The following is a 23977-nucleotide window of genomic DNA, read 5'->3' on the forward strand; positions in this document are numbered from 1 at the left end:
AATGAAGTATAGTGAGAGATTGCCGCGCTCTGTGTCCGCCTATCTTGGAGTGAATCCGAGAAAGCACGTATGGAGTGCTCTATATCAATTTAATAATTTTATGGGTCGATGCCCTGTAGTCAATCGTAGACACGATTACTACTGTGTCTCTAACTGGGAGCCGTTGGTTAAGGCTGATATCGAGCAACAACGCCGGGTATCAGCCAAGCGCAAGCGTTAACGGTTATCGACCAAAAGTTACACCGTGGACTTATACCAAGGCAGAATTACTTATGGGTAGGTTTGTCTAGGTTTTTAGAAGCGGTACTTCACATCTGATTGTCCCATATCCCTCCCCCACCTCGTATGCTAGGCTGTGTGGCATTTCAGTAGTGATAGAGGAGTGGAGGAATAATGCAAGAACTCATCCCCACCGATGGGTTAATGCCCAATTTATGGGAAGTCTCCGGCGGATTAACCGAACGCGCTTGGGTAGAAATCGATCGCGCGGCACTTGCCCATAACCTAAACCAATTAAAACAGCTTTTGTCTGCCAAAACCCAACTCATGGCGGTGGTGAAAGCAGACGCCTACGGACATGGTGCGATCAGGGTTGCCCAAACCGCACTTGCCACAGGCGCTTATGGATTATGTGTCGCCACAGTAGAAGAAGGGATTCAACTGCGAGAAGCGGGAATTGACGCGCCCATCGTGATTTTAGGTGCAACCAATACCCCGGAACAAGTGCGTGCGATCGCGCATTGGCATTTACAACCCACCCTCTGTACGCCCCAACAGGCTTTGGTTTTTTCCGATACCCTGAGTTGTAGTCAAACCCCCTTATCGGTTCATCTCAACATCGATACCGGGATGTCTCGCTTGGGAATGCCTTGGCAACAAGCCACAGAGTTTGTCCAATTAATCCAGCGATTACCCCATTTAGAACTAGCCAGTGTCTATTCCCATTTAGCCACAGCAGATAGTCCAGATCCCACGGTGATGAAACTACAGCATCAGCGATTTGAAGCGGCTATTGCCGAACTTCATGCTGCGAATATTGTCCCACCCTGCTTACACTTAGCTAACTCCGCCGCCACATTAACTGACCCCGCTTTGCATTACGATTGGGTTCGAGTCGGATTAGCGATTTATGGACTCTATCCTGCACCCCATTTACACCCAAACGTCAACCTAAAACCCGTCATGCAAGTCAAAACGCGGGTCACTCAAGTGAAAACAATACCTGCGGGGACGGGGGTGAGTTATGGCTATACATTCAGGACACAAAAACAGCTACGTCTAGCTGTAGTGGGTATCGGTTACGCCGATGGCGTTCCCCGGAATCTCTCGAATAAAATGACCGGATTAATTCGGGGTCAACGGGTGTCCCAAATTGGGGCGATTACCATGGATCAACTGATGTTGGATGTGAGTAATATTCCCGATTTACAGGTTGGTGAAATTGTCACCCTAATTGGACGAGACGGGGACAGGCAACTCTCTGCGGATGACTGGGCGATATCGTTAAACACAATATCCTGGGAAATCCTTTGTGGCTTTAAGCACCGACTCCCGCGTGTGGTGATTTAAAAGAACGGGTCTTCCGTAGTTAGTGTGCTAAATTGTTAGTTTGATTTGCTGGAACATAAGACAGCAATAGCTTAAAGCAATTTTACCCGGATTTCAAGAGAGTTTTGAAGCGGTGAAAAGCGGCAATCATTGTTTGGTAAGCTTCCTGGTTCATTAAAGCTGATAGTTTAGCCCACTAAGTCCGGAAAACCCATATTTCGTCAGAACCACAATTCATCTAACAACGGACTTTTTCATGCTAAAAGCTGCTAACCCAGCTACTGCACCAGTACCTACAAATGCAGCTAAACCAACCGGATAAGCTCCTCCTGCAATAGCCAAACCTGCTGCTCCGGTTTGATGGTACACAGTTCCACCAGCAACTGCACCAACTGTTGCAAATGTGGCAGCTTCTTTTAAGTTTTTTGCGGCTTCCTTTGTCGCACCATGAACTGCCAGTCCAACCACTGCACCAGCACCCGTAAATGCAGCTAAACCAACCGGATAAGCTCCTCCTGCAATTGCTAAACCTGCTGCTCCGGTTTGGTGATAGGCAACTGCACCAACAACTGCACCAATTGCTGCACAAGTTGCGGATTCTTTCGCATTGTCGATAGCTTCTAGCAATTTCGGTTCTCCTCAATATTTTGTCATTATCAAAGCTATATTTAGTATCTGTTGTAAGAAGGGTTAATGCCATAAAGCTGAGATAAACATGAGTAAATATTCTGTGAACCCAAATTAGCTTATGCCTTCGATAACTCAACAAATACTTATATAGCATCCGCCAAATAGCGCAATAGTCTATAGCAGCTATTGCTGAGGTAATCACTCACCTGAATCAGCTAGTTTAGAGGTGAAAAGACCTAGAAAGCGTAAATCATAACAAAGGAGTAATCAAATGGACGAAGCTGTTAGAAAAATTGCGGCACTAGGATTCCCAGGAGTTATTCTCCTGATTGCAATGGCTACCACGGGTTTTACAGGAGCAGCGGCAATCACAGCCGCCTTAGCAATGCTCGGACCAGGAGGAATGATTGGAGGCATCATGTTCCTGGGAGTAATAGGCATAGCTACCGATGCCTTATCTAAATTTGGGCTGGAAGCTTTACTGGTGGGCGTATATCAAGATCGCCAGGAAAAGGGAGAAACCTTCCTATCCCATCAAAAACACACCTCAAACCTCCAACCGATCATCGGCATTGTCATCAAAATATGATATTTGCCAGTGGCAGAGCGCATTGGCAAAATAATCCTTATCATTAAAGAGACGTATTAACAAAACTCAACATTCAGGCATCGCAACGCCTATCAGTATTAAAAACATCTATGCAAATTTCTCCCGAAAAAGCCGTCGATATCCCCACCCCAACCATTGAGCAAATGACGCTAGATGTTGGAGGAATGAAATGTGCAGGCTGTGTCAGTGCGGTAGAACGACAGCTAGAACAGCAACCCGGAGTTATTTCCGCCCAGGTCAACTTGGTTACAGAAGTGGCTGTGGTTGAGTATGAAGTCGGTCAGGCTGATCCCGCCACCCTAGCGGAAAAATTAACCGCAACCGGGTTTCCCTCCCAACCCCGTGACTCCCAAGCCGGGGAAACCTCAGAAGAACGCCTCACCCCGACTCAACGTCATGAACAAGAGGCAAAGGAACAACTGCGGCAATTAATAATTGCTGGGGTTCTGGTCATTCTCTCGACCATCGGACATATCGGTCATTGGTTGAATGGACCAATGCTACCCGTGTTTAGCACGATCTGGTTTCACTGGGGATTGGCAACCTTAGCCCTGCTAGGACCTGGGCGTCCAATTATCAGCGATGGCTGGCGCGGATTGCGGCATCAAACCCCGAATATGAATACCTTGGTAGGACTGGGAACCTTGGCGGCTTATGGGGCTAGCTGTGCCGCATTATTCTTTCCTCAATTGGGCTGGGAATGCTTCTTTGATGAACCCGTGATGTTACTTGGCTTTATCCTGCTAGGACGTACCTTGGAACAACGGGCAAGGCGTCAGGCATCCGCCGCTTATGAATCATTATTGGCACTGAAACCCAAGGTAGCCCGGTTAATTGGTAAATCCGCCCCCACAGCGACAGAACTGGGGATCGAGATTCCCGTGGAACAAGTTCGCGTGGGCGAATGGTTGCGGGTTTTGCCGGGAGAAAAAATACCCGTTGATGGCGAAGTGGTGGCGGGTCAGTCGTCGGTGGATGAGTCAATGTTGACGGGGGAACCTTTACCTGTTCTCAAGCAACCCGGTGATCCGGTTGCGGCTGGCACCTTAAATCAATCCGGTGCGATCGCAATTCAAGCCACACGCATTGGACAGGAAACCACATTAGCGCAAATTGTCGCCCTGGTGGAAGAAGCGCAAACGCGGAAAGCCCCGGTGCAGAATTTAGCCGATAAAGTCGCCGGTTATTTTACGTATGGGGTATTGACAATCGCCACCTTCACCTTCCTGTTTTGGGATCTGGTGGGGACAAAAATCTGGACTCAGGTTCTAGGGGAAGGAGACTCGCTGATGGGTGATTCAACCTCACCCTTACTCTTGAGCTTAAAATTAGCGATCGCGGTATTAGTGATCGCCTGTCCCTGTGCCTTGGGATTGGCAACCCCGACAGCGATTCTAGTCGGCACCAGTTTAGGGGCAGAACGGGGCTTACTGATTAAGGGGGGTGACATCTTAGAACGAGTCCATCAACTCGATACCATCGTCTTTGACAAAACAGGCACTTTGACCCAAGGGAAACCCACTGTAACCGATTGTCTGTCTATTGAGGAATGGGCAGAGGAGGAAGATGGGGAGCCGGGGGGCACAGGAGCCGAGGTGTACAGTGAAAGCTCGGTCAGGGCGGGTTTTGAACAAAGCTTATCCTCAATAGCTGACGCGAATTTCCTAAACCCGCCCCTACAGACGAATAATGGCATATCTGGTCACTCAAAACTCCTTCAACTTGCCGCCGCAGCCGAACGAGGCACAACTCATCCCCTCGGAGAAGCGATTTGTACAGCAGCAGCACAACAAGAGTTACCTCTATTAGCCGCCAAGGATTTTTATACCGAAGCCGGATTAGGAATATCTGCCCTAGTGGACAATCAACGGGTATTACTGGGGAATGAAGATTGGTTACGTCAGCAAGGCGTAACTATTAGTGATACCGCCCAAGCCCCGGCTCAAAACTTAGCGGCTGTCGGGAAAACCGTGGTGTATTTAGCCGTAGATGGAGAATTGGCTGGACTCATTGCCCTAACCGATTTACCGAAACCCGATGCCAAAACCACCGTAGAACAGCTACAGGCGATGGGACTGCGCGTGATGCTGCTAACCGGAGATCAACCCAATGCCGCCGTGACAGTAGCACAACACCTTGCCATTGATCCAGCCAACGTTATGGCAGGTATCCGTCCCGATGGCAAAGCCGCCGCGATCGCCCAACTGCAAACCCAGGGAAACTGCATCGCCATGGTTGGAGATGGAATTAACGATGGTCCAGCCTTAGCCCAAGCTGATGTTGGCATCGCCCTGCAAGCAGGAACAGATGTTGCCCGGGAAACGGCGGGAATTATTCTCATGCAACCGAGCGCGACTAGCCCCCAAGCTGGCGGCTTGCTGGATATTGTCCAGGCGATTAAACTGTCTCGCGCTACCTTTAACAAAATTCGCCAAAATCTCTTCTGGGCGTTGGGATATAACACCTTGGGTATTCCCGTAGCGGCTGGTGTACTGCTACCCGGATTTGGTATCGCTCTTAATCCGGCTGTAGCTGGCGCACTGATGGCATTTAGTTCAGTGACTGTAGTTAGCAACTCTCTGCTATTGCGTCGAGGTTGGAACTCTGTAGACGGGGTGTAGAGTGTGGGGTTTGGGGTCTCGGTAAAATACTCATCCCTCATTATCAGGCGAGACTGGGAAAATTCACACCCGTTCGTTCAAGGAGTCCTAACCTTTATGTAGTAGAATACAAAGTAATGGTGGTGTCTGGATGATTCTTTTCAAGTCTCGCTTACCAAGCGGCGAAGGCTGGTAAATCTTAGGTTATCACCCGCTTTCCTCCCCGCCCATGTTAAGCATGGACTTTCTGCGGAGCAGGACAAAGTCCGGTATCCAGCGGGAAAGTAAGGTGAATGTGATAGCCAAATTGAGAAAGTTTTATCGGTACGAATTTACAGCCTACTTGTGGGATCTTCTAAACCGGGAGTGTAACGCAGCTATTAAGATCACCAGAGAGGAGTTATTACATAGTCCTCACGATAAAAGCCGGAAGCACTGCCAATTAGCAGAACCCCAAAGGAAGCCTACAGGCTCTCCAGTAGGGTCAGTGTAAAAAAATGTCACAAAATTGTAACATTAGAGTCTGTGCCATGATCTGCATTAATGCTTATGATGATTGAATGGGGGAAGACCAAGTTGAAGGTCGGCAATTCGGTCATTTCTTCTTGATATGTTAAGGAAAGATTATTAAGCAGTTTGCTAATGTAAGAAAGCATAGACACAGCGACAGTGAATTAACTGCACTCTCTATCCCTATTTTTCGATGTTCAATGCCTGCAAAATCCAATCAAAACCATCTGTTAATTATTGAAGACGAAAAAGGACGCAAGGAATATACCTTGGAGGAACCCGTCTATTCTATAGGCAGAGATCCGGATGTGGATATTCGTTTGTTCTCACAATTTGTATCTCGCCGACACGCCACCTTAGTGCGGCGAGAACGAGAGGACGGCAGTCTCTACTACCGCATTGTCGATGGTAACCTCAAAGGTAAAGCCAGCGCCAACGGACTCGTAATTAACGGTCGTAAACTTCAAGCCCACGATCTTGAAGATGAGGACGAAGTCGTCTTCGGGCCTCAAGTTAGTGCTAAATATTACATACTCAAGCGAGACTCTGTTCCCACTGGACCTCCCGATGAGTTTGATATCACCCTGATTAGCCCAAATATGATGGGGGGAGATCCAGATGACTGGACACCCTGATTATTCGCCCAACTATGATCAGGGAAATCCAGAGGATTGAAACCAGAGGATTAAAACCAGAGGATATCAACCAGCAACACTTTCTAAGAGTTGCCAATGGCGGTTTTGGGCAACCGCCTCTTGAACTTCATAAAACTTATCGTGACAGTGGTTGTCCACCTGTAAGGGCAACTCTTCATTTTTGATCACGAAATTCATACGAATTTCCTGATCGGTAGCCATCGATTTGTCAATCAAGACTTCCACTGTCACGAGTTTGGCAAAGGCAACATGACCGGGGATCTCCCGTGCCATGATATAGTCTCCCGTATCATAGATAATGTCGAAATCGCAGGATTGTAAAACCTCAATCAACGATGGCTGAAGGTGATCGGGAGAAACTGCAACCGTAAATGAACAAGTGTAGCGAGCCATATTTAACCCTTGGCGTCAGATAGCTAGATCATTACATAAGATCTATCCAAAGCAACCCACAAGTGGGCATCTGGAGGTACTTACTTCCTGCTTCACTCTGGCTGTGACAGCACTGAACCAGTCCACAGGCTAACACCACCTGTATGGGCTTGGTTACCAAGCTCCTATGGCGGCTATCTAAAGTAACCTACCTAGCTGTGGTCTTTGGCTGGATAGGTATACCAATAAAGTATACATACTCTTGACGGTAGATTCCATCGGGACAAACATCTGCCCATCTTTCACTTTATTCGAGGACATGATTTTGGGACAATGGGGAGAGATGTAATCAGATGAGGCGTGGATAAGAGGAAATGCTGATCGTGTTTGAGGGAGTCGAAGGCAGTGGCAAAACCACCCAAATTCAGCGATCGCGCGATTGGTTTCTCCGCAGTGGCATACTCGACAAACTGGGCAATTACCGCAAACCGCCACCTGTGATCATCACCCGAGAACCCGGAGGAACTCCCCTAGGCATAAACCTGCGTCAACTCTTGCTCCAAGAACAGTCCTCATCCCTACAACACCGCACCGAACTCCTCCTCTACGCTGCTGATCGATCGCAGCATGTTGAAGAATTGTTACAGCCTCAGCTTAACGCCGGAGCGATTATTTTGTGCGATCGCTACACCGACTCGACGATTGCTTATCAGGGGTATGGACGAGGGATAGACCTAGCCCTAATTGAGCAAATCAACCACATCGCCACAGGAGGGCTAGAAAGCGATTTAACCTTGTGGTTAGATGTTGATGTCACCATTGGCTTACAACGGGCAAGAGAACGGGGCGTCGCCGATCGCATGGAACAAGCAGAGTTAGCCTTTCACCAACGAGTCCAACAAGGGTTTGCCCAGTTAGCCTCCCAGCATCCCCAGCGAATTGTCCGGATTGACGCCAATCAAAGCCCTGACGCCGTACAACGAGACATTCAGACAGTGTTACGTCAACGGATTCAAATAGATGTCATGGAAAAATGACAAATGACAATAATCGCACAAAAACAAGCGATCGCACTCTTAGAGGGGGCAATGACAGCCAACCGCATCGCCCCAGCTTATCTATTTGTTGGTTCTCCTGGAGTCGGGCGGGCTTTAGTCGCCCGGTGGTTCATTGAACGGTTATTTTGTCAAGATATTCCCCCCCAGAAGCAACCCTTAGTCCAGAAACGCCTCCAGCAGGGGAACCACCCAGATCTCCTCTGGGTTGAACCCACCTATCTGCACAATGGCATTCGTCTATCCGCCAAAGAAGCCGCAGAAAAAGGACTCAAGCGCAAAACCCCTCCCCAAATCCGCCTGGAACAAATTCGCGAAATTAGCCAATTTTTAGGACGTTCTCCCCTAGAAGCCTCCCGCCAAATTGTGGTGCTAGAACAGACGGAAACCATGGCAGAATCCGCCGCCAATGGCTTGCTCAAAACGCTAGAAGAACCCGGAAACGCCACATTAATTTTAATCGCGCCCAGTCCCGATGCCTTATTACCCACCTTAGTATCCCGGTGTCAACGGATTCCCTTTTCTCGATTGGCACAAGACGACATGGCACAGGTGCTACAGCAAACAGGTTATCAGCAGATTCTCCAAGAACCCTCGATATTAGCCATTGCCCAAGGGAGTCCCGGAGAAGCGATCGCGGCGTTTGAACAACTGCAAGCCATTCCCCCAGAATTACTGGCAAAGTTGAACCAATTGCCCAACTCATCCCGTATGGCGCTAGAACTGGCTAAGGAAATTGATAAAACCCTTGATCCCCAAGCCCAATTGTGGTTAGTTGACTATTTACAGCATCGGTATTGGCAACACCAACCCCATACCCAGATCATTCACCAATTAGAGCAAGCGCGAACCTACTTGCTTGGATATGCTCAACCTCGATTGGTTTGGGAAGTGACATTCTTAGAGTTAAAGCGTTGATCAGTGTAGTGGCGTGGCACACCTTAATTGGTGGATTAGAGTTACATCCAGAAACCGTAGGGGCGCACAGACGTTATCCGTGTCAACTTAAGACTTTGTATGACTAGCGCTCAAAGTTTAGATCCCCCTAAATCCCCCTTCAAAAGGGGGACTTTGATTAATTTCTGGTTCCCCCCGTGCAACAAAAAGCGAAGCATCCTCTGGTCTCCCCCTTTTTAAGGGGGACGGAAGGGGGATCTACAAGGAGGGCTAGGGGGGATCTTTTATTAAGTAAGGGTTTCAGCCTTAAGTTGAGGAGAGGGCGACCCGAGTCAATTAAGAGGACTGATGTTGTGAATTAAACCAAGCGGGTCGCCCCTACAGAAATACAAAATTAATTTTAATTTCATTCGGGTTTGTCACATTACCTAATTTCCAATGACCTAATCCTATTCATGTTCATGAGAATGTCCTGACTCTTCTTGGTGATCTTGTTCCGACTGTTCATGTTCAGTTTCTGCCCCATTATGATGATGATCTCCAGATTCTGAGGTATCATTAGGGACTAAAAATTGCAATTCTGAGCGAACTTCTGTATGTCTAATTATTCCGCCCTGAAGTCCCGTCCATGACACCAACCCGGTGGCAATGATTGCCACAACTAACAAGGTTATAGGAAACCAAGAGGGAGTTTTCTTTATCCCTCGAAACAAGCCAAATAAGCTCATGACTCCTAATACCTCTAAAGCAATGAGAGCTTGCTCGGCAATGCTTCTGTGAGCGTGAATCAAGGAATGGAAAACTCTAGGCAGCGAAACCACCACTTCTTCCGCTTGCTGCCCTGCCCAAAAAACGGGAATCGTAATTAAGGCAATGATAAAAAAGCACCAATAAGTTGCCTTTTTTAAATCTTCACTATCTTTGGCTAGGGCATAAATGAGCAGAAACAAGCCAAATATAGCTCCAAGGATGGGAAAATGATTCAAAAGTAAATGGATGTGAGTCCAGCTTAAATTCATGATTTTTAACTTCAATAAATAAATGTATTTAAAAATTTAATTTATTTCATATCATGATAGAAAGCTGTTGAGAAAATTATATCTATCTAAGGAAGTAGATCTTTATGACTCTGATAAATATTCGGAATCTTCGTCTATACTTGACTTGACAAAATTGCTCTCGGCAAAGGTTTGCTTTTAGTTCACTGATTAATAAAATGTGAAAGAAAAGATAGTGATTGTATTTTTTGAATAGGTTGTATGATGAACTGGGATTACGAACTTTTGGTTATTGGGGCAGGACCCGGTGGTTTAGCAGCGGCTGAAAGCGCGGCTAACTATGGCGTCCGGGTGGCGATCGCGGAGCAAGAGCAAGTGGGTGGGACTTGTGTGGTGCATGGGTGTATCCCCGAAAAATTAATGACCTATGCGGCGGGTTTCTCCAAAGTCTTTGAACGGGCGGATGAATATGGCTGGGGTCAGGTTTCCAAGAACTTTGATTGGTGTCAATTCATGGAAGCCAGAAACCGAGATATCCAGCATCTGTGCCAAATGCATATCCAGAAGCTGGAAAAAGCTGGCGTTGAACTGATCAAAGGACATGCTAAATTTATAGATGCTCACACAGTAGATATTAATGGACAGGAGTATAAGGCGAATAAAATTTTGATTGCGGTTGGTCGAAAAGCGATAAAACCTGAGGTTTCCGGAATTGAATATGCGATTACGACGCGGAAATTTCTAGAACTGAAACATCAACCCAAACACTTGGCGATTATTGGCAGTAATTATATTGCGGTGAAACTGGCGGGGATGATGAATGGGTTAATCTCAAAAGTTACGCTAGTCATATCCGACGATAAAGTTTTGCCCGGTTGTGATCACGCTTTGCGGACAACGGTTCAAGATGAGATGACGCGGTTGGGAATTAGAATTTGCACCAATAGCCAGGTTGAGAAAATTGAGCGGGTGCAAGATTGTCTGAATTTGAGGTTATCGGGTAATAATGAACCCGTAGAGGTGGAAACCGTTGTCTGGATTAGCGATCGCGTTCCTAAGTGGGATGGATTAGGTTTAGAGAAGGCTGGAGTTGAGGTTAAGCAGGGAGCGATCGCGGTAGATGAGTACAGCCGTACCAGTCAAGCGAATATTTTCGCTGTAGGGGATTGTACCGCTAGACCCCGGTTCACGCCAGTTGCGATCGCGGCGGGTCGAGCTTTCGCCGATACAGAATTTGGTGATCATCCTCGAATTGTCGATTATGACTATGTTCCCTACGTTGTCTCGTCTCAACCGGAAGCCGCTACTGTCGGGTTAACTCAAGCGCAAGCAAAAGCGCAGTTGGGTGAAGCGGTGCGTTGTTATCAAAAAACATTCCAATCCCTTTTGGATATGAGGGCAGAATCACCGGAACAAACCCTGCTCAAACTGGTAGTTGATGGCAACTCAGATCGGATTGTGGGCGCTCAGATGGTTGGAGACTGTGCCTCTGAGATTATTCAGATGATTGCTTTAGCCATTAACGCCGGAGTAACCAAGGCAGATTTTAATCATACCATTGGTATTCATCCCTCCATCGGTGAAGAATTTTTCTGTTTATCACCGTAGGGGTTTGATTTCCAAACCCCTGTTTGGTTACCTGTTTGGTCACTTAATAACCATAGCAATCAAACCCCCAGCTAACCAGATATAGGAGACAATCGCCAGCCAAAACAGCACCCGCTCAATGATACTTTTCTTACCACCGCCGTGATGCATTCCACCCTTGTCATCCTTTTTGCCACCCCAACGCAGCCAAGCCATAACCCCAGTAACAGCGAGAAAGGCAAGATTCAGCCAGAAGGTATAGTCAATCGCAAAACGCTGTGTCTCGGCTTGACTCTGCCCCGTACTTTCTGGCAAAAGTCCCAATAGGGAAAAGCCATAGTGCATAACAATAGCTGTCGCCACCAACGCCGCTAAAAAGACAGCCAGGATATAGGATGCCATTTTCCAGCCGTAGTATTTGGCATTAATCCGAATCACCGGGAACACAACTAAATCACTAAAAATAAACGCGATTACCCCAGCAAAACTCACCCCATTGGCATAGAGAACCGAAGCCAAGGGAATATTTCCCATAGAACCGATAAAGGTAAAAAACGCCGCCACGGGTCCAATAATTGTATTTTCCAGTATCGCCAAAAATCCCGGATTCCCATCTTGTCCAGAACCGATAAATAGGAACTGAAAAAACGATCGCGGCACAAATACAGCAATAGCACCCGCCACGGTAAAGCCGATGGTTACGTCTTTCCAAACCATCTTCCATTCCATGAAATATTTGCGGGCAACCTGTTTCCATCCCTGTAGAGTTTGAATCTTCTCCTTCCAGTTAGGAACATCTTCTCCCTCATTTGCCTCGCCTTCATTGTCCCGCAGTCGTTTGCGTACCTTTCTAATTAGCTTCGTGGGGCGAGTAAACCGCACGATTAGCCACATGCAAATAATGAGTAAAAGTCCACCCACATACTCGCCGACGACGAACTGCCAACCGAGGAAAACGGCAATAATAAATCCTAACTCAACAACTAAATTAGTTGAGGCGAGTAAGAAAGCCAAGGAAGGAACAAAACCGGCTCCTTTTTTAAATAAGGATTTGGTTGTCGCTAGGGCAGCGAAACTACAGGAACTCGATATAAAGCCGAAAAACGTTCCCAAGGCGACGCTTCCTTTTCCCGCTTCACCCATGGTTTGTTTCATGCGTTCGCGGGTCACAAAAACCTGGATAGCGCTACTAATAACATAACCTAGGATAAACGCCCATAACGCTTTCCAGAAAAAGCCCAGCGAGGTTAGCACTGCCTCACTATACAGTTGCCAAAAGTTTGCATTGTTCATAATGTTTTTTTGTTTTTCATGGTCTTGTAACTACTCAACCAAACAGATTTTCCTGGTTTATTGAGAAAATCCATCAATAGCTAGATGAAATGAACTTCAACATCAACAAGCTATGATAATCACCATAAAAGAGGGGTTAGGTTATGACATCTAACTATCGGAAGATTATGATTTCTAGCTATAAACTTAATTAAGTAGAGACAATTAAGCAATTGCCTCTACTCAGGTTAACTCAAATTAGTCTGGGACAAAAGCTGACAATAAACCTCGTCATTTATACGGCTTACTGGTAAAATTTTTGATTATCACGCGCCCAATAGTCAGAACAATTTTTGGCTTGGATACTAAGAACCATACGGGGATGGACTGCACACTTTGGTTCAGCTTGCGGGTTAAAAAACCTACATTTTGTACAACAAGGATGTTGATGGCGTTTGAGTAGAGAGAATCTAAAACTGAAGAGTTTCCTCAACTTTGCAGGCTTGAGCTTAAGACCCACTACAATTAAGCCGATTCCCAAAAAGCCTAAACTGGTAAAAAGTGGTTCTACTGGGTCTGGATAGGCTTTAGGTTCATTAACAGCTATATCATTCAACGCCACTTTTGGGGAGGAAACCGTTGGCGACTCCTGGTTTTCCACGGTGTTGGCGAGTGAGTGATGGTGTTGTGGGTTGGTCTTCATGATAGTCCTCTAGGGTGTACAACTAATTTTTTTTGACTGTGGCGTTAACATTGATGAAGCTATGCACTTAGGCGAAGCCGAAAAACCGCGAACCCAGAAATCCGGCTGATTGGTGCTGATTGGTGGAGTCAAATTGCTGTCCTCTCGCCTTTTACTGTAGGAATTTGTGGGTGCGATCGCGTCCAACTAGAGAATGAGCTGTAATATCTGACTAAGGGTGGACAACGGTTTCATTTTGATTTCATTACGGGATGGATGATATGAAAATTTGTTTGGTCGAAGATGAACCCGATTTAGGCGCGGCGATTAAGCGGGCGTTGAATCAAGAGGCTTATGTAGTAGAAGGGCGGGTTTAGTCACATCCAGGTGCAAAAGGAACGATAATAGTGAAACCCGCCCCTACACCCATACACCCCTACACCCCTTAGACAAGGGTAGCCAGTGTACGATTCGCTTACCCAAGCAAATTTAAATGGATTTTTGTAACTTTTAATACATTTTGCTACAATCAAAGAATAGTAATCATAAATAAAGCGAAATAGAAAAAGCTTCTAGGGTTCCGATTTCGGATTCAATCGCTGAAATGACTGGTCCAAGAGAAGCAGGTTACCCCCAAAAGATTTTCATCCATCCTCATGGATCATAAAATCGGTAGCCCCACGGCGGGAGAAAAGCCCGGGAGATGTTGGCGAAGGCAAGATTCGTCAGTCTCCTGGGTATTTTTCCTGTTTTTTCGTGACATTAATCTGGAGAAATTTATGAGTCAGTCATTTCCATTTCAACCCCCGAATAACAACCCCAATGGATACCCCAGCGAAGCCCAACGTGCTTTAGAACGAGAACAACAGCTACCCTTAACGGGTTGGCAACAAGAAGTCAACCAAGGGTTAGACTACGGTTTAGAAGCCGCTGAAAGTATCCGCGATCGCACAATTCCTACGTTTTCGCGAGGTGAATTGCCCCACTATGCTGGGATTAATACCTTTATGAAAGCGCCCTATTTAGAAGACGTGCGTCAAGTTGGCAATTATGACGTGGCGATTATCGGGGTTCCCCATGATTCCGGTACAACTTATCGCCCGGGTACGCGGTTTGGTCCCCAAGGGATTCGTCGGATTAGTGCCTTGTATACCCCTTATAATTTTGAATTAGGTGTTGATTTACGCGAACAAATTACCCTCTGTGATGTGGGCGATATTTTTACGATCCCGGCGAATAATGAAAAGTCCTTCGACCAAATCTCCAAGGGAATTGCTCACGTTTTTAGTTCCGGTGCATTCCCGATTATTTTAGGTGGCGATCATTCCATTGGATTTGCCACGGTGCGGGGAATTTGTCGGCATCTGGGGGATAAAAAAGTGGGCATTATTCACTTTGATCGCCATGTCGATACCCAAGAAACTGATCTCGATGAACGGATGCATACCTGTCCCTGGTTTCACGCCACTAATATCAAAAATGCTCCGGCGAAAAACCTAGTCCAACTGGGAATTGGTGGCTGGCAAGTTCCGCGTCAAGGCGTCAAAGTTTGTCGAGAACGGGCTACGAATATTCTCACTGTTACCGATATTACAGAAATGGGATTAGATGCGGCAGCAGATTTTGCGATAAAACGCGCCACTGATGGGACAGATTGTGTCTGGATTAGTTTTGATATTGATTGTATTGATGCTGGATTTGTTCCCGGAACCGGGTGGCCCGAACCGGGTGGGTTACTGCCCCGTGAAGCCCTCTATCTGCTTAAGAAAATTGTCCAAAATGTTCCGGTTTGTGGGTTAGAAGTGGTCGAAGTTTCACCCCCCTATGATATTAGTGATATGACCTCTCTCATGGCAACCCGGGTGATTTGTGATACGATGGGTCATTTAGTGGTATCGGGTCAGCTTCCTCGCCAGGAAAAGCCTGATTACATTCAAATGAATTATCAAGCTGAAATGGTGGAATGGGTTTAATTCCTTTGAGTAGGAAATGGCAGAAATTGAGAAAATTGGGGGAGGAATAAAGGGTGCATGAAACCGATATGACTAAAGCATTAATTTTGACAGTCTGCCAATGGTGGGAGGAACAACCCTCTCGTCCGCAAATTGATACCATTCACCTCACCGTAGGGCAATTCACTTGTGTGGAACCTGCTAGTTTGCAATTTGCGTTTACGGCACAGACTCAAACGGGTTTTTTAGAGGGGGTAAAGTTAGCTATTCACGAAACGCCTTTGGTCGCCTTCTGTCACGCCTGTCAAGAGGAATACAAACCCGAAATCGGATTGCACTATTCTTGTCCTAGTTGTCAATCTCCGATGGAGGATATTCGTTCGGGACGAGAACTGAAAATCGATCGCATTGAATATGCTCAATCTTGTGTTGAAATGTAAGGAGGTGAGTAAACTTAAAGTTGACGGCAGAGATGTCATTTGTCATTTGTCATTTGTCATTTGTCATTTGTCATTTGTCATTTGTCATTACTTATTCAGCCTAACTAACAATGCACCAAACCGTTGAAGCTGCTTTAGAAATTAACTTACTCCACGCTAACCAAGCGGGAGCCAATCACAATCGCGCCCATTTTGATCAGTGGGGAATTACCTGTCTGAATATCATGAGTAGCCCCGGTGCGGGGAAAACAGTGCTGTTGGAGCGTACCCTAGCCGCCCTGAATCATGACTTAAAAATGGCAGTCATTGAAGGGGATATGACAACTGAATTAGACGCCGAACGGCTGCGTCAATACGGCGTTCCTGTGATTGCGATTAATACCGGACGTTCCTGTCATCTTGACTCAAAGATGGTATCAGGAGGACTTCACACGTTAGCAGCGGAATACAATCCAGCGGAATTGGATCTGGTTTTTGTCGAGAATGTCGGTAATCTGGTTTGTCCGGCTGAATTTGAAGTGGGAGAACATGGCAAGGTTGCACTGATAAGTGTCACCGAGGGAGAGGATAAACCCTTAAAATATCCAATCATGTTTCAAGAAGCAGACTGCTTATTAATTAGCAAAATCGACTTAGCCCCTTACCTGGATATTGATCTCAACTGTCTGGAATCTAACGTGCGTCAAATCAATCCCCAGGTTACGATTATTCGGCTCTCGGCGAAAACAGGTGCAGGATTAGAAACCTGGTTGACTTGGTTGAAAAATCAGGTCAAATCATCAAAATCTCTATCTAATGGATGAATCCTGAACCGCGTTGAATGGGTTATCATCCTAGAGTTCAAGTTCTAAATTCTTAATTAAGTATGTTCAGGATAATCAATAAAGTTTCGGGTAATTTTCAACGATACCGGGCGAAAAAGATACTGTCAGTTCTTTTGTCAATGGCATTAGTGGCATTGACTTGGACTGGCACATTATTTAATGCCATGCCTACAGCCCAGGCTTTAACCGTGAAAACGACACCATTTATCGTTGCTGATAGTAACCCCGTTGACGAAGTATTCGGTTCGGGAACCAGCGACCAAATTCAAGGGAAAGCCAAAGAAGATATTGGCACGATGGAACTAAATATGGGCAAAGCCAAGGAAGATATTAAAGGTGCAGCTAAGCAAGCCCAAGGGCGGGCGGAGCAAGATACAGGTCGGGTTAAAAATCGCGCTGAAGATGCAGGGTCGGATATGGAAAAGGCGTCTGACAATTTAGGCGATGCGATTAAGAGTTTGTTTGGAGAATAGTAACCTAGCCAACCTAAACGGATTGGCGAAAAACTCCTGAATAAATGGTAAAATCGGCTAGTCAATAACCGCTTTGCTGACTTCAGTAGAAATGTCCTCAGGGGCGTTTCTGCTGAATACGTTTATTTTTGCCTTATGACGGCTCTTTCCCCTATTGTTAAACCGATTAGCCAGATGAAATTAGCACCCGGCAGTGCTGTGACAATTCCTAATGTCAACTGGCAGGAATTTGAGTCCATTTTGTCAGAGTTAGGAGAAAAACGTGCCGCCAGACTTGCTTACAGCCAGGGAACGTTAGAAATTATAGTTGCTTTACCTGAGCATGAAAAACCAAAGGATATTATTTCAGATATCGTCAAGCTATTGCTTAAGGCGACAAGTAGGCGATATGAACCCTTTGGTTCAACGACGTTTAAAAAAGAAGGTGCCGCAGGCGTTGAACCAGATGCTTGTTTCTACATTCAGAATTATCAACAAATGATTGGTCGTCGCCGACTTGAACCCGATGATCCACCGCCTGATTTGGCAATTGAATCAGATGTTACCTCGAAAACAACATTGGATGCTTATCAAGCGATTGGCGTTCCCGAAGTCTGGGTTTATGATAGTGGCAAGTTAATAATTTATATTTTAATTGAAGGAGACTATAGACAATCTGATAGTAGTCCGACGTTTCCAGACATTTCGATCACCCAGGTTATCCCGGCTACCATAAAACGGTCATGGCAAGTGGGACATGTTCAGGCGTTAGAGGAATTTGAAAGCGCGATCGCAAGATGGACGTTGGAGAAGTAGGGCGGTTCAAACCGCAGCTACACAAACTAAACCCGCGCAGGCGGGTTTCACAAATTCCATTCGCCAGGGTTTGTTTGAGGTTCTTAATGAGTGTACTATTTCTCTCATGCTGCTGAGTATGGGAATTATTATCTGGTTTCAAACGCGATCGCATTCCCGGCGCTAATTTTCATCCCTCATAGGAATTCACGGAAATTCCAACATTTCAATAAAATAATTGTAGGGGCACGGCATTGCCGTGCCCTTTCAATTCCTGATAGGGATTCAGGGGAGTTTAGACCCAGTTAGGAACTTGCATGCAGAGAGAAAGATTGTTTCAATCCCTGATAGGGATTCAGGGGAGTTTAGACCCAACTTGAGCGCGAACTGATGTGCTATTGAGATTGTTTCAATCCCTGATAGGGATTCAGGGGAGTTTAGACACCTCTCCATCTCTTTCTGTCTTTCTTGGATCTGTTTCAATCCCTGATAGGGATTCAGGGGAGTTTAGACCATTTACACCCCGTAGTCGGCGGCGTGGGCAAGGTTTCAATCCCTGATAGGGATTCAGGGGAGTTTAGACCACAGTAGAACCGATTACTACAACTCACGCTGCCGTTTCAATCCCTGATAGGGATTCAGGGGAGTTTAGACGCATTGGACAGAATGCACACAATACTGGTACTGGTATGGTTTCAATCCCTGATAGGGATTCAGGGGAGTTTAGACATATTATATCTGGCGAGATCGAGGAGATTGACTAGTTTCAATCCCTGATAGGGATTCAGGGGAGTTTAGACGAACCAAGCGCCGAACCTAAAGTCAAAATAGATGAGTTTCAATCCCTGATAGGGATTCAGGGGAGTTTAGACCTAGGTACTCAGTGGATAATTGCATGGTGAGGCTGTTTCAATCCCTGATAGGGATTCAGGGGAGTTTAGACCTACCTAGTGGCATTGGCTACTATCGCTTTGAAGTTTCAATCCCTGATAGGGATTCAGGGGAGTTTAGACTGCCGACCTCTGAAACGCTTACTGTATTTAGTTTTCAAGGTACAAATCCGAGAACCTCCACTTAATATATCATTTCCAGCTTCAGCCGACAAGAGGTATCCAAAAACCAACCCATTCAAACCCAGTCCCAGTAATGCTTTCAGCGTTTCCGAGAACCTCACGCTGAGGCGAATTCCCTCAAACCCAGATGAGACAAGAAATACAGCCCAAAAATCAGACTCGCCAAAAAAAACACCTACCCCCTCTCGGATTTCATCGAAAATTGGGGTTGGTAAGGGGGCGAATGGAAACCCCTGTCATTTATGTATGGGGCGGGTTTAGTCACATCTAGGTGCAACCGAAAAGATAGTTGTAAAACCCGCCCCTACACAATCTCCCTTGACTCTCCTTTCGACTGGAGACTTTATCCTATAAATATACACCATTCAGACGTGCCATTGCTCCCCTGTATCAACTTCAGCCACACCCCTCACCCATCCTAGTTTTCAGCTAGGAGAACCCAGAGCCCCAGACGCCCCATGGCGCGTCTCTACAAACTGCTACTACCAGGAGTTAACCATGGAAACCAGCCATCTACGACTACAAGGAATGGGTTGCGCCTCTTGCGCCGCCACCATTGAACAAGCCATACAAGGTGTTCCTGGCGTTGTTGACTGTAATGTTAACTTTGCCATGGAACAAGGAACTGTAACCTATAATCCCAAAGCGACAAATTTGGACACCATCCAACAAGCCGTCGCCGATGCAGGATATGGGGCGCACCCCTTAGATACCACCCAAATGGGTGAAGACACCGACGCCGAAAAAGCCGCACGGGAAGCCCATCAACGGGATCTCAAACGTAAAGTTATCGTCGGCGGCGTTATTAGTCTCCTCCTCGTCGTTGGTTCACTTCCCGCCATGACAGGGTTGCACATTCCCTACTTTCCCTCCTGGCTGCATAATGCTTGGGTGCAACTGGCTTTAAGTACACCTGTACTGTTTTGGTGTGGTCAATCCTTCTTTATCGGCGCGTGGAAAGCCTTTAAACGCCATGGCGCGGATATGAATACGCTGGTAGCGCTGGGGACAGGTTCTGCTTATTTATATTCTCTATTTGTTACCTTTTTCCCTGGCTTTTTAATCGCCCAAGGCTTGTCACCGGATGTCTATTACGAACCCGCTGCCGTGATTATTACCCTCATTTTATTAGGGCGACTGTTGGAAAATCGGGCAAAGGGTCAAACCTCAGAAGCGATTCGTAAGTTAATGGGATTACAAGCGAAAACAGCGCGGGTAGTCCGTAAAGGGGAAGAGGTCGATATTCCCATTGAACAGGTGATCGTCGATGATGTTATTGTCGTGCGCCCTGGGGAAAAGATTCCCATCGATGGAGAAGTAGTTGATGGCGCTTCAACGATTGATGAATCCATGGTAACGGGTGAACCTATCCCGGTAAAAAAACAAGCTGGCGATGAAGTGATTGGCGCTACGATTAATAAAACCGGGAGTTTTAAATTCCGCGCCTCACGAGTGGGAAAAGATACCGTATTGGCGCAAATTGTCAAATTAGTGCAAGAGGCGCAAGGGTCAAAAGCCCCGATCCAGAAACTCGCGGATCAAGTCACAGGCTGGTTTGTACCCGTTGTGATTGCGGTTGCGATCGCGACGTTTGTGATCTGGTTTAATGTCATGGGTAATATTACCCTTGCCACGATTACGACGGTTGGGGTTTTAATTATCGCTTGTCCCTGTGCCTTAGGATTAGCTACCCCGACATCAATTATGGTTGGCACCGGCTTAGGCGCAGAAAACGGCATTTTAATTAAAGGCGGAGATAGTTTAGAACTTGCCCATAAACTTCAGGCAATTGTCCTGGATAAAACAGGCACAATTACCCAAGGTAAACCCAGTGTAACTGACTATGTTACCGTAAAAGGAACCGCCAATCGTAATGAAATAAAACTCCTCCGATTAGCCGCAGCTGTGGAACGGCTTTCGGAACATCCGTTAGCCGAAGCCATCGTTGATTATGCCAAACTCCAAGGCGTTGAATTCCCCTTACCCGACGTACAAAACTTTGAAGCCGTTACGGGAATGGGGGTGCAAGGAGAAGTGGAGAATCACCTGATCCAAATTGGCACTCAACGCTGGATGAATGCACTCGAAATTGAGATCCAATCCCTACAATCTCAGAAACAAACCTGGGAAGCGGCGAGCAAAACAACGGCTTGGATTGCTGTGGATGGTAAGATTGAGGGATTAGTCGGCATTGCTGATGCGTTAAAACCTTCTTCTGTTGAGGCGGTAAAGAAACTGCAACGCCTGGGGTTGCAAGTGGTGATGTTGACAGGAGATAATCAACAAACAGCAGACGCGATCGCACGAGAAATTGGTATCCAGCACGTCTTTGCCGAAGTGCGCCCGGATCAGAAATCCGATGTCATCCGATCCCTGCAAACCGAACCGATCAAGAAAAATCCAAATCATGCCCTAGAAAAGCGTGAATTATCAAACCGGATTGTTGCCATGGTAGGCGATGGAATTAACGACGCCCCAGCCTTAGCCCAAGCGGATGTGGGAATTGCCATTGGTACGGGTACGGATGTGGCAATGGCGGCTAGTGATATTACGTTGATTTCCGGTGACTTAAACGGCGTTGTCACCGCGATTCAACTTAGCCACGCCACGATGCGAAATATTCGCCAAAATCTCTTTTTTGCTTTTGTGTATAACACAGCCGGGATTCCGATTGCGGCGGGAATTCTTTACCCGTTTTTTGGTGTATTGTTGAATCCGATTATTGCCGGGGGAGCTATGGCGTTGAGTTCTGTTTCTGTAGTCACTAATGCGTTACGGTTACGGAATTTTAATCCCCAAATTATCAGCGATCGCCTGTAGGGGCGACCCGCTGAAATCAATGAACAACTCGAATCTATTCAACTTTATCGGGTCGCCCTTTACTAACAAAAGAGGAATCAAAAAATGTCAACCAAACCCAAAGTTTTAGCCTATCTGATTAGTTTAGGACTTTTAGGCGGAGTTGCTGCCAACCCAGCGACGGCTGAAATGCCAGAACCTCAGTCCCAGCCAACCAGCCAGTTCCGCCAAATTGAGCAACCGTTACCGCTAAAAGTGGGTGTCACAGTAGGGGGGTTAGCCTTAATTAGTGCCGAACTCTGGTGGTTTTTATTCAGCAAAAATAAATCCAATAAATCCTGATTGAATAACCGGCGCTAAAGCGCAAATACGAACTAGCTAAAAGTGGGGGTTACATTAGGGGGGTTAGCTTTAATTAGTGCCGAACTCTGGTGGTTTTTGTTGAGCAAAAATAAATCTAATAAATCCTGATTGAATAACTGGCGCTAAACTGAAGTTCCCCCCATCCCAATTGACTCAAGAAGCCTAAACCCAGACTATGTAAGCATTTTAGCAATTTCGTTCCCTCAAATCGTACCCATGTATATTTAAGATTTTCTTAATAATCTTGGGAGAAAATCTGTGGGATAATTGTAGTCATGTACATCGAACGTGTTCCTAACAGAAATTCTCCCCCAGCTATCCTACTTCGCGAGTCCTACCGCGAAGGAAAGAAAGTGCGTAAACGGACTCTAGCGAACCTGTCCAAATTGCCGGATGAAGCCGTAGACGGCTTAAAAATCCTTCTCAAAGGAGGCAAAGCCATTGAAGACATCGAAGAAGCGTTTAATATAGTTCGTTCTCGCCCTCACGGTCACGTTGCTGCCGTACTAGGAACAATAAAAAAAATCGGATTAGACTCAATCATCAGCAGCGAAAACACACGTAACAGACGATTAGTGCTATCGATGATAGCGGCGCGGATTATTGCCCCTAAGTCGAAATTAGCCACAGCGAGAGGATTACAAGAGGCAACCAAACTATCCAGTCTAGGAGAACGATTGGGATTGTCTGGGACGGACGAAGATGAACTCTATTTAGCCATGGACTGGCTATTGTCTAGGCAAGAGGAGATAGAAAACAGTTTAGCAGCTATCCATCTGGTAGAAGGAACATTAGTCCTCTATGATGTCAGCTCAACATATTTTGAAGGAAAAACTTGTCCTCTCGCCAAATTCGGGTATAATAGAGACAAGAAAAAAGGCAAACTGCAAATAGTATTTGGATTATTATGTAACGCCCAAGGATGTCCCATTTCTGTAGAAGTGTTTGAAGGAAACACAGCCGACCCTAGTACATTAACCCAACAGATAGAAAAAGTCCGCACTCGGTTTGGATTAAAGAAAATAATCTGGGTGGGGGACAGGGGCATGATAACACAAGCTAGAATCAGAGAAGACCTGAAGGAAACAGCAGGAGTAGATTGGATAACGGCGCTGCGTTCAAGCCAAATCCGGAAACTGGTGAACCAGTCGTACATACAACTGTCTCTATTTGATGAAAAAGATCTAGCTGAAGTTACCTGTGAAGACTATCCGGGAGAAAGATTAGTCGCCTGTCGGAATCCCTTCTTAGCTGAAGAAAGAAAGAGAAACCGAGAAGAGTTATTACAAGCCACGGAGCAGAAATTAGATAAAATAGTCAGCGCCACATCACGGCAAAGATGTCCGTTAAGGGGTGAAGCAGAAATTGGACTGAAAGTCGGTGAAGTAATCAACAAGTATGGTGTGGCAAAACATTTCAAAATTCAGATAACTCCCGATAGCTTCTCTTACCAAAGAAACAGTGAAAGTATCAATGAAGAAGCCACATTAGATGGCTTATATGTAGTGAGAAGTTCCGTACCCGAAGAAACACTGAATGCCGAAGATACTGTCAAAGCCTATAAGAGTTTATCCAAAGTTGAGCAAGCCTTTCGCAGCTACAAAACCATTGATTTAAAGGTGCGTCCTATCTATCATCGCACCAGTGATAGGGTTAAAGCCCATGTTTTCTTATGTATGTTGGCATATTATGTGGAATGGCACATGCGTCGATGCCTAGCCCCGATTCTTTTCGATGAAGATGATTGGGAAAATGCTCTTGAGTTACGCAAAGGAATTGTGAACCCTTCGACGAAGAGCCATTCAGCTTCTGCCAAAGCCCAAAGAAAACGGACAGCCGATAACTTACCCGTGCATAGCTTT

At 46.2% G+C, this 23977-nt stretch carries 20 protein-coding genes, 1 pseudogene, 1 CRISPR repeat array and 1 riboswitch; of the genes and pseudogenes, 16 read left to right on the forward strand and 5 right to left on the reverse strand.

The window, feature by feature from the left end; all coding sequences use genetic code 11:
• The first annotated feature begins 423 nt into the window (after positions 1-423).
• Complete coding sequence (gene alr / locus RIG66_RS00930) at positions 424-1569, forward strand: alanine racemase (RefSeq protein ID WP_446374367.1); 1146 nt, start codon at positions 424-426, stop codon at positions 1567-1569.
• Positions 1570-1782: 213 nt separating this feature from the next.
• On the opposite strand, the gene RIG66_RS00935 is transcribed toward alr, so the two are convergent.
• On the reverse strand, positions 1783-2175 hold the full coding sequence (locus RIG66_RS00935; protein ID WP_446374335.1) for a hypothetical protein: 393 nt from the start codon (positions 2173-2175) through the stop codon (positions 1783-1785).
• A 274-nt stretch (positions 2176-2449) separates the two neighbouring features.
• On the opposite strand from RIG66_RS00935, the gene RIG66_RS00940 reads away from it, so the two are divergent.
• The 3 genes from RIG66_RS00940 to RIG66_RS00950 all read left to right on the forward strand — a co-directional run bounded on the left by RIG66_RS00940 (position 2450) and on the right by RIG66_RS00950 (position 6533).
• A complete protein-coding gene (locus RIG66_RS00940) occupies positions 2450-2767 on the forward strand; it encodes a hypothetical protein (protein ID WP_446374337.1) in 318 nt (105 codons plus the stop codon).
• 110 nt (positions 2768-2877) lie between these two features.
• Entirely contained in the window at positions 2878-5409 is a 2532-nt protein-coding gene (locus RIG66_RS00945; RefSeq protein ID WP_446374339.1) for a heavy metal translocating P-type ATPase, read from the forward strand.
• Positions 5410-6098: 689 nt separating this feature from the next.
• Entirely contained in the window at positions 6099-6533 is a 435-nt protein-coding gene (locus RIG66_RS00950; RefSeq protein ID WP_006103925.1) for an FHA domain-containing protein, read from the forward strand.
• Between the two features lie 66 nt (positions 6534-6599).
• On the opposite strand, the gene RIG66_RS00955 is transcribed toward RIG66_RS00950, so the two are convergent.
• Positions 6600-6947 carry a hypothetical protein gene (locus tag RIG66_RS00955; protein ID WP_006104062.1) on the reverse strand — a complete coding sequence of 116 codons (348 nt, stop codon included), beginning with the start codon at positions 6945-6947 and terminating at the stop codon, positions 6600-6602.
• Between the two features lie 353 nt (positions 6948-7300).
• Here RIG66_RS00955 and tmk point away from each other — a divergent pair, with 353 nt between their 5' ends.
• Together tmk and holB are read left to right on the forward strand one after the other, a co-directional pair.
• A complete protein-coding gene (tmk, locus tag RIG66_RS00960) occupies positions 7301-7963 on the forward strand; it encodes a dTMP kinase (RefSeq protein WP_446374341.1) in 663 nt (220 codons plus the stop codon).
• Positions 7964-7966: 3 nt separating this feature from the next.
• Positions 7967-8899: a DNA polymerase III subunit delta' gene (gene holB, locus RIG66_RS00965; RefSeq protein WP_446374343.1), complete on the forward strand. Its 933-nt coding sequence runs from the start codon at positions 7967-7969 to the stop codon at positions 8897-8899.
• A 428-nt stretch (positions 8900-9327) separates the two neighbouring features.
• Here the strand turns inward: holB and RIG66_RS00970 are convergent, their stop codons facing one another.
• On the reverse strand, positions 9328-9897 hold the full coding sequence (locus RIG66_RS00970) for a hypothetical protein (RefSeq protein WP_446374345.1): 570 nt from the start codon (positions 9895-9897) through the stop codon (positions 9328-9330).
• Between the two features lie 243 nt (positions 9898-10140).
• Here RIG66_RS00970 and gorA point away from each other — a divergent pair, with 243 nt between their 5' ends.
• Complete coding sequence (gene gorA / locus RIG66_RS00975; RefSeq protein ID WP_446374369.1) at positions 10141-11484, forward strand: glutathione-disulfide reductase; 1344 nt, start codon at positions 10141-10143, stop codon at positions 11482-11484.
• A 39-nt stretch (positions 11485-11523) separates the two neighbouring features.
• Here the strand turns inward: gorA and RIG66_RS00980 are convergent, their stop codons facing one another.
• Both RIG66_RS00980 and RIG66_RS00985 read right to left on the reverse strand, forming a co-directional pair.
• Positions 11524-12756, reverse strand: a complete 1233-nt coding sequence (locus tag RIG66_RS00980; RefSeq protein ID WP_446374347.1) for a permease — start codon at positions 12754-12756, stop codon at positions 11524-11526.
• 283 nt (positions 12757-13039) lie between these two features.
• Entirely contained in the window at positions 13040-13438 is a 399-nt protein-coding gene (locus RIG66_RS00985; RefSeq protein ID WP_446374349.1) for a hypothetical protein, read from the reverse strand.
• 260 nt (positions 13439-13698) lie between these two features.
• On the opposite strand from RIG66_RS00985, the pseudogene RIG66_RS00990 reads away from it, so the two are divergent.
• The 9 genes and pseudogenes from RIG66_RS00990 to RIG66_RS01030 form a co-directional block, all read left to right on the forward strand.
• Positions 13699-13782, forward strand: a pseudogene (locus tag RIG66_RS00990) (DNA-binding response regulator); the annotation flags it as partial.
• Between the two features lie 196 nt (positions 13783-13978).
• Positions 13979-14122: riboswitch (guanidine-I (ykkC/yxkD leader) on the forward strand.
• A 74-nt stretch (positions 14123-14196) separates the two neighbouring features.
• On the forward strand, positions 14197-15390 hold the full coding sequence (locus RIG66_RS00995) for an agmatinase family protein (RefSeq protein ID WP_446374351.1): 1194 nt from the start codon (positions 14197-14199) through the stop codon (positions 15388-15390).
• 53 nt (positions 15391-15443) lie between these two features.
• On the forward strand, positions 15444-15809 hold the full coding sequence (hypA, locus tag RIG66_RS01000; RefSeq protein WP_446374353.1) for a hydrogenase maturation nickel metallochaperone HypA: 366 nt from the start codon (positions 15444-15446) through the stop codon (positions 15807-15809).
• 110 nt (positions 15810-15919) lie between these two features.
• On the forward strand, positions 15920-16612 hold the full coding sequence (gene hypB, locus RIG66_RS01005) for a hydrogenase nickel incorporation protein HypB (RefSeq protein ID WP_446374355.1): 693 nt from the start codon (positions 15920-15922) through the stop codon (positions 16610-16612).
• Positions 16613-16674: 62 nt separating this feature from the next.
• Entirely contained in the window at positions 16675-17106 is a 432-nt protein-coding gene (locus RIG66_RS01010; RefSeq protein ID WP_446374357.1) for a CsbD family protein, read from the forward strand.
• Positions 17107-17241: 135 nt separating this feature from the next.
• Positions 17242-17901, forward strand: a complete 660-nt coding sequence (locus tag RIG66_RS01015) for a Uma2 family endonuclease (protein WP_446374359.1) — start codon at positions 17242-17244, stop codon at positions 17899-17901.
• Positions 17902-18144: 243 nt separating this feature from the next.
• Positions 18145-18893: a CRISPR direct-repeat array (repeat unit 37 nt; unit sequence GTTTCAATCCCTGATAGGGATTCAGGGGAGTTTAGAC).
• Positions 18894-19451: 558 nt separating this feature from the next.
• Complete coding sequence (locus RIG66_RS01020; protein ID WP_446374361.1) at positions 19452-21773, forward strand: heavy metal translocating P-type ATPase; 2322 nt, start codon at positions 19452-19454, stop codon at positions 21771-21773.
• A gap of 84 nt (positions 21774-21857) precedes the next feature.
• A complete protein-coding gene (locus RIG66_RS01025; protein WP_446374363.1) occupies positions 21858-22094 on the forward strand; it encodes a hypothetical protein in 237 nt (78 codons plus the stop codon).
• A gap of 296 nt (positions 22095-22390) precedes the next feature.
• A partial coding sequence (locus RIG66_RS01030; protein WP_446374365.1) for an IS1634 family transposase occupies positions 22391-23977 on the forward strand: 1587 nt, incomplete at its 3' end.

The sequence above is a fragment of the Coleofasciculus sp. E2-BRE-01 genome, assembly GCF_040221695.1.
GTDB lineage: Bacteria > Cyanobacteriota > Cyanobacteriia > Cyanobacteriales > Coleofasciculaceae > Coleofasciculus.

What these genes read in the sequence shown, in the direction of transcription:
- hypB (WP_446374355.1), top strand. Translation starts at nt 15,920, where the DNA reads ATGCACCAAACCGTTGAAGCTGCTTTAGAAATTAACTTACTCCACGCT.
- alr (WP_446374367.1), top strand. Translation starts at nt 424, where the DNA reads ATGCCCAATTTATGGGAAGTCTCCGGCGGATTAACCGAACGCGCTTGG.
- RIG66_RS00980 (WP_446374347.1), bottom strand. Translation starts at nt 12,756, where the DNA reads ATGAACAATGCAAACTTTTGGCAACTGTATAGTGAGGCAGTGCTAACC.
- RIG66_RS00995 (WP_446374351.1), top strand. Translation starts at nt 14,197, where the DNA reads ATGAGTCAGTCATTTCCATTTCAACCCCCGAATAACAACCCCAATGGA.
- RIG66_RS00985 (WP_446374349.1), bottom strand. Translation starts at nt 13,438, where the DNA reads ATGAAGACCAACCCACAACACCATCACTCACTCGCCAACACCGTGGAA.
- RIG66_RS00940 (WP_446374337.1), top strand. Translation starts at nt 2,450, where the DNA reads ATGGACGAAGCTGTTAGAAAAATTGCGGCACTAGGATTCCCAGGAGTT.
- tmk (WP_446374341.1), top strand. Translation starts at nt 7,301, where the DNA reads ATGCTGATCGTGTTTGAGGGAGTCGAAGGCAGTGGCAAAACCACCCAA.
- RIG66_RS00945 (WP_446374339.1), top strand. Translation starts at nt 2,878, where the DNA reads ATGCAAATTTCTCCCGAAAAAGCCGTCGATATCCCCACCCCAACCATT.
- RIG66_RS00955 (WP_006104062.1), bottom strand. Translation starts at nt 6,947, where the DNA reads ATGGCTCGCTACACTTGTTCATTTACGGTTGCAGTTTCTCCCGATCAC.
- RIG66_RS01010 (WP_446374357.1), top strand. Translation starts at nt 16,675, where the DNA reads ATGTTCAGGATAATCAATAAAGTTTCGGGTAATTTTCAACGATACCGG.
- RIG66_RS00950 (WP_006103925.1), top strand. Translation starts at nt 6,099, where the DNA reads ATGCCTGCAAAATCCAATCAAAACCATCTGTTAATTATTGAAGACGAA.
- RIG66_RS01020 (WP_446374361.1), top strand. Translation starts at nt 19,452, where the DNA reads ATGGAAACCAGCCATCTACGACTACAAGGAATGGGTTGCGCCTCTTGC.
- gorA (WP_446374369.1), top strand. Translation starts at nt 10,141, where the DNA reads ATGAACTGGGATTACGAACTTTTGGTTATTGGGGCAGGACCCGGTGGT.
- RIG66_RS01015 (WP_446374359.1), top strand. Translation starts at nt 17,242, where the DNA reads ATGACGGCTCTTTCCCCTATTGTTAAACCGATTAGCCAGATGAAATTA.
- RIG66_RS01025 (WP_446374363.1), top strand. Translation starts at nt 21,858, where the DNA reads ATGTCAACCAAACCCAAAGTTTTAGCCTATCTGATTAGTTTAGGACTT.
- RIG66_RS00970 (WP_446374345.1), bottom strand. Translation starts at nt 9,897, where the DNA reads ATGAATTTAAGCTGGACTCACATCCATTTACTTTTGAATCATTTTCCC.
- holB (WP_446374343.1), top strand. Translation starts at nt 7,967, where the DNA reads ATGACAATAATCGCACAAAAACAAGCGATCGCACTCTTAGAGGGGGCA.